14 protein-coding genes are annotated in these 13,310 nt (G+C 36.1%); 11 read left to right on the top strand and 3 right to left on the bottom strand.

Going from position 1 to position 13,310, the window contains the following annotated elements; translation table 11 throughout:
* Positions 1 to 1,386 precede the first annotated feature (1,386 nt).
* The 3 genes from ABJF08_RS09360 to ABJF08_RS09350 form a co-directional block, all read right to left on the bottom strand.
* The gene (locus tag ABJF08_RS09360; RefSeq protein ID WP_348115888.1) at positions 1,387 to 2,376 is read right to left on the bottom strand and encodes a hypothetical protein; all 990 of its coding nucleotides are present in this window, start codon (positions 2,374 to 2,376) and stop codon (positions 1,387 to 1,389) included.
* A gap of 232 nt (positions 2,377 to 2,608) precedes the next feature.
* Positions 2,609 to 3,277 (bottom strand): DUF4304 domain-containing protein, encoded by a 669-nt coding sequence (locus tag ABJF08_RS09355; RefSeq protein WP_348115887.1) that lies wholly within the window; start codon positions 3,275 to 3,277, stop codon positions 2,609 to 2,611.
* 336 nt (positions 3,278 to 3,613) lie between these two features.
* Positions 3,614 to 6,334: a putative LPS assembly protein LptD gene (locus ABJF08_RS09350; protein ID WP_348115886.1), complete on the bottom strand. Its 2,721-nt coding sequence runs from the start codon at positions 6,332 to 6,334 to the stop codon at positions 3,614 to 3,616.
* 143 nt (positions 6,335 to 6,477) lie between these two features.
* Here ABJF08_RS09350 and ABJF08_RS09345 point away from each other — a divergent pair, with 143 nt between their 5' ends.
* From ABJF08_RS09345 to ABJF08_RS09295, 11 genes are all read left to right on the top strand, one after another.
* Complete coding sequence (locus ABJF08_RS09345) at positions 6,478 to 7,563, top strand: N-acetylmuramoyl-L-alanine amidase (RefSeq protein WP_348115885.1); 1,086 nt, start codon at positions 6,478 to 6,480, stop codon at positions 7,561 to 7,563.
* A 72-nt stretch (positions 7,564 to 7,635) separates the two neighbouring features.
* Positions 7,636 to 8,589 carry an MlaD family protein gene (locus ABJF08_RS09340; protein WP_348115884.1) on the top strand — a complete coding sequence of 318 codons (954 nt, stop codon included), beginning with the start codon at positions 7,636 to 7,638 and terminating at the stop codon, positions 8,587 to 8,589.
* A gap of 6 nt (positions 8,590 to 8,595) precedes the next feature.
* Positions 8,596 to 9,951 (top strand): (Fe-S)-binding protein, encoded by a 1,356-nt coding sequence (locus ABJF08_RS09335; RefSeq protein ID WP_348115883.1) that lies wholly within the window; start codon positions 8,596 to 8,598, stop codon positions 9,949 to 9,951.
* A 3-nt stretch (positions 9,952 to 9,954) separates the two neighbouring features.
* Complete coding sequence (locus ABJF08_RS09330) at positions 9,955 to 10,386, top strand: phosphoheptose isomerase (protein WP_348115881.1); 432 nt, start codon at positions 9,955 to 9,957, stop codon at positions 10,384 to 10,386.
* A 102-nt stretch (positions 10,387 to 10,488) separates the two neighbouring features.
* Positions 10,489 to 11,280 carry a (Fe-S)-binding protein gene (locus ABJF08_RS09325; protein WP_348115880.1) on the top strand — a complete coding sequence of 264 codons (792 nt, stop codon included), beginning with the start codon at positions 10,489 to 10,491 and terminating at the stop codon, positions 11,278 to 11,280.
* Positions 11,281 to 11,904, top strand: a complete 624-nt coding sequence (locus ABJF08_RS09320; protein ID WP_348115879.1) for a hypothetical protein — start codon at positions 11,281 to 11,283, stop codon at positions 11,902 to 11,904.
* Positions 11,905 to 12,114, top strand: a complete 210-nt coding sequence (locus ABJF08_RS09315) for a hypothetical protein (RefSeq protein WP_348115878.1) — start codon at positions 11,905 to 11,907, stop codon at positions 12,112 to 12,114.
* Positions 12,114 to 12,326 carry a hypothetical protein gene (locus tag ABJF08_RS09310; protein WP_348115877.1) on the top strand — a complete coding sequence of 71 codons (213 nt, stop codon included), beginning with the start codon at positions 12,114 to 12,116 and terminating at the stop codon, positions 12,324 to 12,326. Before ABJF08_RS09315 ends, ABJF08_RS09310 begins: the two co-directional genes overlap by 1 nt.
* Complete coding sequence (locus ABJF08_RS09305) at positions 12,326 to 12,535, top strand: hypothetical protein (RefSeq protein WP_348115876.1); 210 nt, start codon at positions 12,326 to 12,328, stop codon at positions 12,533 to 12,535. The genes ABJF08_RS09310 and ABJF08_RS09305 overlap by 1 nt, the downstream gene beginning before the upstream one ends.
* Positions 12,536 to 12,538: 3 nt before the next feature.
* Positions 12,539 to 13,021, top strand: coding sequence for an ABC transporter ATPase (locus tag ABJF08_RS09300; RefSeq protein ID WP_348115875.1), 483 nt, complete (start codon positions 12,539 to 12,541; stop codon positions 13,019 to 13,021).
* A gap of 15 nt (positions 13,022 to 13,036) precedes the next feature.
* Positions 13,037 to 13,255 carry a hypothetical protein gene (locus ABJF08_RS09295; RefSeq protein WP_348115874.1) on the top strand — a complete coding sequence of 73 codons (219 nt, stop codon included), beginning with the start codon at positions 13,037 to 13,039 and terminating at the stop codon, positions 13,253 to 13,255.
* The last annotated feature ends 55 nt before the right edge of the window (positions 13,256 to 13,310 follow it).

Genomic DNA, 13,310 nt, shown 5'->3' with positions numbered 1-13,310 from the left:
AAAGTCCCTTATAGGCTTGGGTAACGCCAGGAACTATTAGTAAGTCGCAAGGTGGTTATTTGTGAAGATAGCACTGAAGGAAGCGAGACTACAAAATCTGGAACTGACGAACACTTTTTTATCAGAATGTCCAGTGGACATTCTGATAAATAAAGCGGTGATGCGGTTGGGGATATAGGAGGCATATAGTAGTGGGTAAGTAAGCACATAATTGCAAAGCCTAACGATTACTAAAGCTATTGTATGTAGATATGGCAGGATTCAGAAGGAAGAAAACGCTCTTACCGGAGGAGATCTCTCTATCCACGAGCTGGAATAGGAGAGAAGTCAGCAGAGGTCATAGTACTCACGAGAAACGAGTTGTAATATATCTGCATAGGTCTCACAAGTGAGGAAGGACTGAACATAATCCTTCTAGAAATTAGAAATGGAGCAATTTTTTTTTTATAATAGGGTGACCGATTCCCTAGAAAACTTGTAGCCTTTGTAAAAGTATAGAATAGTCTTAAAAGGTGTAAAGAGCGATTAAGAAGATGGATTGTGAACCGCCGTGTGCGATAACCTTACGCATGGTGGTGCCGTGAGAGATGCACTCTTTTATTCTCTAGCAAAGCCGTCTACTCGATTGTAACCAGTTTTTATGCGCCCGAGTGTTCGGTTTTCGCTTGCTTTTTTATTGTTTTTTATTCCATCCGACCAGGAATTCCCGTCGGAACAGTTTCGTTCGAGTCGAGTCCATTTGCGTTTTGCTTACGTTTTTCTTACCAAGTCCGTCCGCAATATTTTTCAAAATCGGATTCCGTTATTTTTTCTTCTTCTTGTTTTTAAATATGAAATCATCTAACCGATTTAACGTATTACCAATGAATCGCCAAAATTTATAGAGAATTCCCTCAAAGATGACTTCAACGAAAAAATTAACTATAACTTCTATAATCATTTAGTTGTTTTATGGTTTTTCAAAATTGCGCACAAAAGCCAAAAGTATAACACCAGCAAGGCATTCCATTGGTATGTTGTTGTTATGGTTGTAGATGTGAAAGTACAAAACAAATTAAGAATTAGTCGCCTCACAGGTAGCATTTGGAATGCGTCATTCGCTTTAAACAATAGTTCGTGCCAGTTATATGTGGCAGCATTGCTTGTGCTATACAAAATTATTAGACTCTAAGCATTTCACACCTTTGGCCTGAACGTTTAGCATGAAAAATGTAGCGCAGGTTATAAGCAATACATTTCGTGTTTAACACTTAGTTAAACATAATATTTTGCTTTCATCTTTTGTTGAAAATGCCAAATTTTATAGTTGACGACGAAGTAAGGAATCCCAAGCTTTCGAGTTGTCTTAAACCGTTCTATTGTATTTTTTGAAATTTTCACGGTATTTTAATCATTATAGTATTCCACTGAATTAACCTGAAGATCTAATTTCTCAAGTTTTTTCTTGAGATTAGTTAGAGGTTGACTATTAGGTTTATCTCTTAGTGTTATATCTCCAACGCTAATTTCTGTACCTCCGCCACCTCTAGCAGGTAATATTTTTCTAAATTCAATTTTACTCTCATTGTCAAATGTTGTGAAATCAAATTTATTAGCTAATATATGTTTTTGAGTAGTGTCAGAAAACATTAAACTTATCTGATTTGGTTTCATCTCATCTGATAAGTGAGTAGGTGTTCTGAATAAATTATTATAATATAAAGCTAGCTGTGCTGCACGAATTTCATCATCCTTGTCTGCAATTGAATCATCAGGCAATTCGTAATGTCTTCGGAAATTCTTCATTTGAGAATATTCCAATTTGAAATCTTCAATTAATGTCAGACTTTTACTTAACTCTAACTCTGATTTATAGTAATCATCAATATAAGGTTTCGCCATTTCTATCTCATTATACCAACCAATATAGAGAAGAGCTGCTGTTTCCCCTAAATCTTCATTTCTTATTCCACCAAAAACAGATAATCCAATTCTGAAATCACCGAACCACCAATGTGGAGCATAAATAACAGAGCTACTGCTATATCCTTCATTATATTTTTTTCCTTTTGGAAGTGGATTTTTATGAATCCCATCTGGTTTACCAAGTCTTGATTCAAGTTGTTTCATAAATGGCGAATAAGGCTTTTGAAACAAACCAATTTTTAAAGGTTTTAGTTCAAATGAAATTGAAGAAATAGGTTTGTCAATGGAAGGACCGTAAAATTCACAGGATATTCCTTCTAAACCTAAAAAACCATTAGATTTTACTTTATGTAGTATCCAAGAACTAGTTCCTGTATTCAGATTTTTATGTCCAAATGAATCGAATATATCATTAAAGGTCTGACCCCATTTAAATGATTTGTCATCTATTTCAAATTCTTTCCAATTCATTTTTCTTCATTACTCACAACAACCAAAGGCACTATATCAGCAAGGCATTCCATCGGTACGTTGTTACTTTGGTTATGGTTATAGATGTGAAAGTACAAAACTAATATAGAATTTATACGCCTCACAGGTAGCAGGAACGGTAAAGTAGGAGTAAGTTGTTATATGGTAATGAATAGAAGTGTACTTGTTAGAAATTAAGTGAAATTCGCTTGTTTTTTACCACAGTTCTTTGTTATGTGCTGGCTTTTTCGTTTAATTTTATTTTTAGTTTTTTTGCTAATTCAATTACGAACTTTTTATGTGGCTTGTTTTCCTCAATCGAATTATAGTATTCATTAAATATTCGTTCTCCGTTCTCTCTATCAATTTCCAATTCAATTATTGCTCCGGATAGTTTTTGTCTTGGCGAAAATTCAATGACTTTTGATTGAGTTAATTCCGTAACAATTTTTTTTCGGTTGTCGAATCGGTCGAACCATTCTTTTCCAATATTATTCAAATTCTCGTTTATAAATTCAGCGGTTTTTCCGAAATCAGCTGTTATTGGAAACCATTTATCTTCTCCGAAAATTTTTTGGCTTAATCTTGTTCTTATTTCACAGTCAAATTCTTGAATAAAGCTCTTTGGCTTTGGGTCAAAAATTTTTTCATAAAGTTCAGGAACAAAAACTCCAATATTTATTGTAAACTGTCCGTACAAGTTTTCACGCAATCCTGGAATTTCAATCACATTATCAAATTGAAATTGTCCCATTTGAAAGTTAATGACTTGAACAATTCCATTGTCAAGAACCTTATTGTGAGTTCTTCCTTTTTTCTTAAAACCATCAGCTTTTAATTCCGTATGAATTAACTTCTGAATTTCGTTTAGTGTTTCTTTATATTCTATTTTGTTCGTCATTTTTTAGCTTGCACATAACTGTTATATATGAGCAAATTACTAAAAAACTATTAACTAACCCTGCCATATGGGGCGTATATGAGAACTTTTTTGGAAAATCCTATGTATTTCGGTTTTAGGTGTATATAAGAACTTTTTGATATTAACCGTTTAATATCGGCTAGGGCTTCTATCATTTCTCGATACAAAAAAAGACCAACGCATCTGGTTGGTCTTTTGGGTGTGTGTTGTGTTGTAATGTGGTGGTTAGGTGTTCCGCTTTCGCGCAAGCGGTATCTATAGTATTATTATTTTATGTGTCTAGACAGTAGGTTAGGTGCTGCTGTTTATGGGGTATTAAAATGTTGGGTCTGGCTGTTTGCGCTGGTCCCATTTAATATCGCTCAAGGCGCTTGCTTTTATTCCTATAAAGAAGAACCAGCTGTTACTGGTACCTATAGGTGTCCAGTTAAAACTCATGGTAAAACTTTCTAGATCGCGCTGAAAACGTAAGGTGGTAAAGGACACCCCTTTGTTTGCAAAATCATAACCGGTGTTACCACCTATGGACCATCGTGGGGACAGTTCTAGATCACCGCTTACCATAAGACTTTGCTGGTTGATCTCGTTCTGGCGCTGTGCGTTGTTATAGGTCATGGTGTAGGCAAAGTTAAGTGACCAGGGCAAATCAAATTTATAACGGTCTTTATTTACGTCTACGTCTTGCTTTTTAGCCTCTTGTTTTTGCTCGCGACTGTAATCTATGGACTCGCCAAAGAGGTCGTCATCGCGACCACCATTTTGCTGGGTGCGCTCGTTAGATTTTTCTTTATCGCTGTCTTTATCGCCTTTTTTAAAGTCTTCACTACTCAGTTTAAAACTGGTACGTATTCCTGCTCGTGTAAGTCTAAATAAACTACCGCCATTATCTACATTAAAGGTATCGATACGGTTGTTGTTATTATCTAGGGCATAGGGATCTAGGTTTGCGTCAAAGTTAAGGTCTATGTTCTTAGTTATGGGTATGACACCACGTAGGGTGACTGGACTCCAGTTAAGGGAATCTCCTGCAATGTTGTATGAGGTGTTAAAGGACAGTGATTTAAGTATTTGTACTTTACGTAGATCGGTTTTTGTAGAATCGCGATCGCGCACTTTTGCCTCTATGTTGTTTTGTATACCTAGACTAACGCTACTAGAAAAATTACGTCCTGGCGCACCGAACAAGGTTCCTTCAAAACGGCTGAAGAACTGCTCTTCTTCGGTAGGAGCGTCTAGACCTTGCTCTGTTAACACACGGTCGTAGTATTGCTCAAAACTAGGGTTTGCACTATAGCTTAAATTAGGACGTATGATGTGGCGTATGGCCTGTATTTTTGATTCTGGATTTTTTGATTTCCAGCTACCATAAACGGTAGTACCTACACTGGCTCCATAACTATAGGTGCGGTAAGCGTCAAAACCGCTTATGGTGTCTGTCACGGTTTCAAAAACACCGTCTTCATCTTCTACAAGACTTTGTCTGAAGGTTTCAAACACCCAGTTTTCTTGATAATTTGCATTGGCACTAAAACTGAAGTATCCTACTTTAAAGTTAGTCGCCACCGGTATGCTGTGTTGTAAACCAGAAACAGCGTTATCAAACATTTTTTCTGTCAGGAAGTCGTCTCCATTTGTGGTAATGCGATTTTCTCCTCTTAAATTGTACTGTAAATTTATATTTTGAATCACTCCTTTTTTTACACCTTCTTTGGGTGCAAATGGATAGACTCTAGAAACACTACCTTGTAGAGTAGGTAGGGTTAGGTTTACGACGTCTGTGTTGGTATTTTGGTTTTGAGTCACACTGGCGCTCACATTTACTTGCGGCTCTCCACTGAAGGATTTTGAATAAGATATGGAACTGCTCAGGTTATTTACTAACGTAGCACTCTGGTTGATCTGGTTAAAAGACTCTCTATAAAACTCACTACTACCCAGGTTTACACTAGCGCTAAATGTGGAACTAGGGCTGGACTTGCTGTCTTGTGAGTGCTGCCAGTTAATGTTGTAACGAGAGGTTTGTGAAAAGTCAGAAAAACCGCGCTCGCTTTGTAGCTGGTTTTCATATAAAAATCTCAAGCTACCGTTATATTTATACCGCACGCGGTAATTGCTTTCTACTCGTGCACCATAACTACCGTTAGTAAAATAATCACCTAATACGGTAAGGTCCATGTAGTCGTTAACGGCAAAATAGTAACCACCGTTTTGTAAAAAATATCCCTGCGTGTTGTTGTTACCGAAGGATGGAATAACGACACCACTCTTGCGCTCTGTAGTCATAGGGAAATAAGCAAAGGGTAAACCTAGCGGTGTAGGCACGTCTGCAATGTACATGTTTACCAGACCGGTGACGATCTTTTTACCTGGGACAAATTTTATTCTACGCGCCAGAAAATAATACTCTGGATTATCTGGATTCTTTGAAGTGGTAAAACGTGCGTTTTTCATGTAGAAAACAGAATCGTTTACTTTTTTAGTCACGTCTGCCACGACATTAAATTCTCCTTGTGTGGTGCTGGAATTATAGGTAAGTGCCTTTTGAGAATCTTTATTAAATACTATAGAATCTGGTTTTACGATATTGGTACCTTGTGTAAAGACCGGTTTTTGTGTGTAACCTAGAGAATCTTGCACGATACCATAGGCTGTTATATTACCAGTATTATTATTTATAATTATAGTACCAGCTTCTATAGTAATGTCTCCATAAGTAATTTTTGCCTCGTTATAAAGGGTAACGGTATTTGCTCTTCTATCGATGCGTTTATAGTCCTTTGCGGTAGATTCTACCACATATTCTAGAACGGCTTTTGGTTTTTTTATAGAATCGTTAACGACAGTGTCGTTCTCTTTTTTAAGGTCTTCTATATTCACCACAGATTTGGCAGGTTTTTTTTCTTGCTCTTTTTCAGTAGGTTGTGGCGCTGGTGCAGGTATAGGTATACCTTTTTCTGGTAGCTCTTGTGCTATTGCAGTAGCAGCACTTATTAAAAAGAGCGTTAAAAAAATTATATGCTTTAAATGTAAATGCAATCTAGGTTGTACTATTTTCGTTGTTAGAAATGGTCTGGTTTTTGAAATGTCAAAACTACATATAAATTTTAAGCGTTTTTTGATAATTACGCTTTCGCGAAAGCGAATTAATAAACAACACATTCACAACTCATAAGTTTAATATGAAAACGAAGTTATATCTTATTATTGCCTTAATCATTATTCCAGTGTTATCGATTGCAAATATACCCATCGATTCTACAAAAACTAATGTTAAAAAGGTTTTTACCGTTGTACTGGATGCAGGCCATGGTGGTAAGGACTCTGGTAAATTTGTAGCCAATACAAAAGAGTCGGATATAGCGCTTAAAGTTGTTAAAATACTGGGAAAACAACTCGAGTCACACGCCGATATTAAGGTGGTTTACACTCGTACGACAGATAAATTTTTAGAATTATATCAACGTGCAGACATTGCAAATAATGCAAAAGCAGACCTTTTTGTATCGGTACACTGTAATGCTGCTGCGGCAACACAGGCCAAAGGAAATGAAACATGGGTGCTAGGAATACATAGAAATGCAGATAATCTAGAGGTGGTGCAACGAGAGAACTCTGTTATTTTATTAGAAGAAGATTATAAGGAAAAGTATGTAGGTTTTGACCCAAATGATCCATCTAGCTTTGCTACTAACCTGATGATTCAAGAGGAATACCTGGATAATAGTATAGAAATGGGTGCCAATGTTCAAAAAAGATTTGCCGAAGATTTAAAGCGTAAGAATAGAGGTGTGAAGCAAGCAGGATTTGCCGTTTTGAGACTTTCTTATATGCCTAGTGTACTTATAGAGACTGGTTTTCTTACCAATAAAGAAGAGCGTACTTTTCTTAAAAGCAGCGCTGGACAGAAAAAAGTAGCAGCCTCTATTTATGACGCGATATTAGATTATCAAAAGAATAGAGATATCAACCTTTTTGAGGTAGAACAGGTAGATACTTCTAGTCCTACGGTTATAAAACCAGCTGCTAGTAATGCTATTTATAAAGTGCAAATAAGTGCCAGTAGTAAGAGACTTGAAGCAAAGTCCTACAACTTTAATAAGCTGCCAGAAATCTCTAGAGAGAAGGATGGTGGCATATATCGATACTTTACTGGTAATTTTTCTAGCCTAAAAGATGCCTCTGATTTACGTAAAAAAGCCATCGCAAAAGGTTATAAATCAGCGTTTATCGTGGTTTATGAGAATGGAGAACGTCGCAGGTTGTAATAACTCATAAAAAAATGTTAGTCCATATAAATTAAGCTTGCCGTATCTTTACCTTCGTAGAAAAGGACATAAATGAAATTATCAAAGGAAATTAAAGTTGGAATGCTTACTGTGGGAGCAATAGCACTCTTTATTTTTGGGTATCAATATTTAAAAGGCCGCAATCTTTTGAGTGATGATCGTTCCTTCTATGCTGTGTATGATAATGTAGAAGGACTTACATCATCTGCGCCAGTGACTATTAACGGTTTACGTGTCGGTAATATCGATAACATAGACTTTCTAGACAGCTCTGGTAGATTGCTGGTTAAGTTTCATGTAAATGAATCTTTTAAGTTTTCTTCAGAAAGTGTAGCCTCTGTTTATAGCACGAGTATTATAGGTGGTAAAGCGCTAGCTATTGTACCTAATTATCAAAGTAAAGCAAGACCTGCACAACCTGGTGATACTCTTAAATCTAGTACAGACGAAGGTTTACAAGGTAAGGTAATGGAAGAGTTTTTACCTTTAAAGGATAAAATAGAAAGCATGATCGTTAATGCAGATTCTGTTCTTTCTGCAGTAAATCAAACATTGAATCCAGATACTAGACTTGCGATTACTAACAGCCTAGACGAAGTGAATAAAACGCTTGTAGAAATAAGAGGGCTTTCTAAAAATGCAAGCTCTTTACTAGTTGATAATAAAACAGAACTTAATAGCACGATTAAGAATCTAGATGTTACTACTAGAAACTTTGCCGCTATATCTGACACATTAGCACAAGTAGAAATAGCCGGTACGGTAAAAGAATTAGAAAATGCTATTTCTAAATTTAATGTAGTTCTAGATGATGTGGCGTCAGGTAAAGGAAGTCTCGGTAAATTAATGACCGATGATAAGCTTTATAACAACCTAGAAAGAACCACACGACAGGCCGAAATGTTGATGCAGGATATCAAATTAAATCCTAAGCGTTACGTACACTTTTCTGTATTTGGAAAAAAGCCTGGAGAGTATGAAAAACCAGAAGATAGAGACCAATAATAGACCATGGAATATATACCTAATATAATTTTTACTTTACTCCTTATTGCTGGAGTAGGATTTTTTGCGAGCAACATTAAGAAAATGATTCGCAACATTAAACTAGGAAAAGAAGTAGATCGCTCTGACCGTAAAGGAGAACGATTTGCTCAAATGGCACGTATCGCTTTAGGGCAGTCTAAAATGGTGCGCCGTCCAGTTGCTGGTTTCTTACATATAGTAGTTTATGTAGGATTTGTAATTATTAACATAGAAGTTCTGGAGATTATCATCGATGGGATTACAGGACAGCATAGAATATTTGCTCCTTTCTTGGGTGGTGTTTACGATTTCTTAATAGCAACATTTGAGATTCTAGCATTTTTAGTTCTAGCCTCTGTAGTCGTATTCTGGATAAGAAGAAATGTAATGAACATTAAACGTTTCATTATGGGTGAGCTGAAAGGCTGGCCTAAAAATGATGCCAACTATATTCTTTATTTTGAAGTAGTTTTAATGTCGTTGTTTTTAACCATGAACGCCGCAGACTTTACGATACAACAAGGTGTTCTAACTGGACAATTTACTAGCGAGGCAGCTTTGCATTATATCAACGCAGGTAGTTTTCCTATCAGTGGTTTTATAGCGCCGTTATTTGATGGTTTAAGTTTTGAAACTTTACATATTATAGAAAGAGCTTGCTGGTGGTTGCACATCGTAGGTATTCTTATTTTCTTAAACTATTTATACTGGTCTAAGCATTTACATATTATGCTTGCCTTCCCTAATGTATATTTTGCAAAACTTACCCCTAAAGGGCAGTTGACTAACATGGAGGCTGTTACTAAAGAAGTAAAAATGATGATGGATCCAGACGCAGATCCATTTGCAGCACCAGACCCAAGTGAGGCAGACGAAGTTCCTGCAGCGTTAGGAGCAAATGATATTTTTGATCTCGATCAAGTACAGTTACTTAACGCATATACGTGTACAGAATGTGGTCGTTGTACCTCTGAGTGTCCAGCAAATATTACTGGTAAGAAATTGAGCCCGCGTAAAATCATGATGGAAACTCGTGATAGACTAGAAGATGTAGGTGCGGTAATTAATAAAGAAGGTGAGTGGAAAGATGACGGTAAGACCTTGTTAAACGATTACATCACACCAGAAGAATTATGGGCTTGTACTACATGTAATGCATGTGTAGAAGCTTGTCCTATAGGTATCGATCCATTAAGTATCATAATGGAAATGAGAAGGTATTTAGTATTAGAAAATAGTGCGGCACCTACAGAACTTAATGTTACTATGGGTAACATAGAGAACAATGGTGCGCCATGGCCGTATAACCAAATGGACCGTTTAAACTGGTCAAAAGAGTAATTTATGAGTGAAGAACAGTTTAATGAAGCCCTTAATGAAGATGGATCTCTAGCTAGTCCAGTACTTCCAGAAGGAGTAAAGAATTATTTAATCGATATAGATGGTACCGTTACAGAAGACGTGCCTAATGAAGAACCAGAAAGAATGGCTACTTGTGAGCCATTTCCAGATGCTTTGAAAACTCTTAATGAGTGGTATGATCAAGGTCATGTGATTTGCTTCTTTACTTCTAGAACAGAAGAGCACCGCGAGGTGACGACAGACTGGTTAAATAAACATGGATTTAAATTCCATAGTTTATTAATGGGTAAACCTAGAGGTGGTAATTATCACTGGATAGATAACCACATGGTAAGAGCGACTCGCTATACTGGTGAGTTTACACACCTAGTAGAAAAAGAAGTGACTATAGAGGTTTTTAAAAACCATAAATAATTGGAGTGTTTCGCTTTTGCGAAAGCGAGATTCTTTCTAATTAATAATAAAAATATATACCTATTCTGAATTCATACTTTCTGGATTCATAATTTTTAAGATATGAGTAATAATTTAGTAGTACCTACAGCGGCAGAATTTATAGCGCAAGGCAAACAACCAGAGGTTTTATTCTGGGTAGGATGTAGCGGTAGTTTTGACGATAGAGCAAAGAAAATAACTAAAGCTTTTGTAAAACTTTTAAATAAGGCAGGTGTAGAATTTGCAGTTTTAGGAGCAGAAGAAAGTTGTTCTGGAGATCCTGCAAAACGTGCTGGAAATGAATTTTTATTCCAGATGCAAGCCATGATGAATATCGAGGTCTTAAATGGTTATGGTATTAAGAAAATAGTAACGGCATGTCCACACTGTTTTAATACGCTTAAAAATGAATATCCAGAATTAGGTGGTACCTATGAAGTAGTACACCACACTTCTTTCCTTAAAGATCTTATTGCAGACGGTAAATTAACCATAGAAGGTGGGAAATTTAAAGGTAAGAAAATCACGTATCACGATCCATGTTATCTAGGTCGTGCAAATGAGATTTATGAAGCGCCACGTGATTTAATTGAAAAACTAGATGCGGCACTTATAGAAATGAAACGCAGCCGTCGCAACGGTTTATGTTGTGGTGCTGGTGGTGCACAAATGTTTAAAGAGCCAGAAGAAGGTAATAAAGACATAAACGTAGAACGTACAGAAGAAGCGGTAGATACTGGTGCAGAGATTATTGCTGCAGGATGTCCTTTCTGTAACACAATGATTACAGACGGTGTTAAGGCGGTAGAAAAAGAGGGTCAGGTAGAAGTAATGGATGTCGCAGAATTAATAGCAAGCGCAGCAGATTTATAGATGAGAAATTTATTATTACTTAGTATCGCATTTCTTGCAACCGTAGTTGTAAATGCACAGGAATTAAATAAAGAAGCTATCACAAAGATGGCTGATGGCGTTTGTGAATGTATAAGCGGTAAAGAAGGAATCGACACTAAAAAGAAAGCTGAACTAGAAATAGGGATTTGCTTGATGAAAGTGTATTCTGAAGATGAGGCATATTATAATGATAATAATATGAACTTTACGGACCAGACTGCTATTTACAACGCAAGTAGACAAGTTGGTGTAAAGCTAGCTGTATCATGTCCGTCAGCAATGGAAATTTTTGTCATGATTGCTGGTGCTGAAAATGATACGGAAGAAGAAGAATACGATGAGCAAGAATACATCGAGTTTACTGGTAAAATAGTAAAGTCTGACGATAAGAAATTTACCACATTTGAGATCAAAGATGAAGACGGCCGCAGGCATAAGGTTGTATGGCTTACTTATGTGGATAATGACGAGTTACTAGAAGATGCTGTAAAGGGCAAGAAATCTTATGTATTTACTGCAATGGAACTTGATATTTATGACCCACGTATAGCTGAATATCGCAACATGTTAGTTCTAGATAGAATTGATACAATAGAAGAGTAATTGAAAGAGAAATTAGATTATAAAAGTATTGTATTATCAGGAGCATTCGGTGGTCTTGTGTATGCTATAATCATGTCTATCTTCTATCAAATTACTGAAGATACAGGTTTTAGTATTCTCAAGTTTGCGGTAGATTTTTTAATGTTCGGTTTATTAGTAGCTGGTATTATATGGTGGTCCATGAGAAATAATAGTAAAAATAAAAAGTAATGAGTTTATTTAACTTTGATAAAGTGCCTGTTAAGACACGTTTTATCTACGCTTTTTTAAGTTCTGGTTTTACTACCTTATTTTGTTACATCATATTTACTGTTTTTGATATGGCAGACTATGATTGGGGATACTACATTTTCTTTTTTGTAGCGATGTTTATCTTTGGGTTTTTTAGTTCTGGTTATTCCATAAATAAAAAGAAAAAGTAATGTTTACAAATAAACAGAATAGAGCATCTCTTAAAGCGAGATTGATTTATACCATTACGGTTACGGTAATATTTACTTGTATTATGGAATCGTATGATTACTTTTTTGATGACGAGCCTTTTGACCTCAAGGCTTCTTTGCTCTCTTCTCTTTTGTTTGGGGTTTTATTATTTTTAATGAGTTACTTTACTTTAAAAGCAAAAAAATAAATTATGCACGCAAATTTCAAAGATCTTCCAGACGATGCTAGAGTATGGATTTACCAAGCAAATAGACCTTTTACAACTGATGAGATCAATGAGTTGAAGCCACAAATGGATAACTTTTTACAGAAGTGGACGGCACATGGTAAAGATCTTAGAGCAGGTGTAGACTATCCTTATAATAGATTTATAGTTATAGGTTTGGATCAGTCAGAGGCTGGTGCGACAGGTTGTTCTATTGATGCGAGTGTGCGTTTTATACAGTCTATAGAAAAAGCTTATCGTGTGGATTTAATGGATAAGATGAATGTTACTTTTAAAAATGGGCAATATGTAGCACACAAAGATCTAGCAGATTTTAAAAAAATGTGTAAAGCAAAATCAGTCTCTCCTAAAACCATAGTTTTTAATAACCTGGTAGAAACAGTAGGAGAATATAAAGAACACTGGGAAGTACCGGCAAGCGACAGCTGGCATTCTAGATTTTTCTAGAAAACACCTTTTGTTGTGACTAGAGTAATCACCTTTATCGATAAGTTTAAAGTGGTCATAGCGATCTCCATGATATTGATCATGATAACGACAGTTAGTTTTAGTTACCTGAATACTAAAAGTTCTGATGAATGTCTTGAAACGGCACGATTCATCTGTCCAGACGGTATAGCAAGTTACCATCACAGCAATGATTTTTTTGAAGGAAATAGTTGCACTTGTGAGTGTCTTTGATGTATAATATTAGTTCATAAAACAGTTAAAAACCAGCTTACTTTTAAGCTGGTTT

The sequence above is a fragment of the Nonlabens sp. genome (assembly GCF_039941875.1).
In the GTDB taxonomy this organism is placed as follows: Bacteria; Bacteroidota; Bacteroidia; order Flavobacteriales; family Flavobacteriaceae; genus Nonlabens.
The sequence above is the reverse complement of the archived record's forward strand: the minus strand, read 5'-3'. Positions and strand labels throughout refer to the sequence as shown.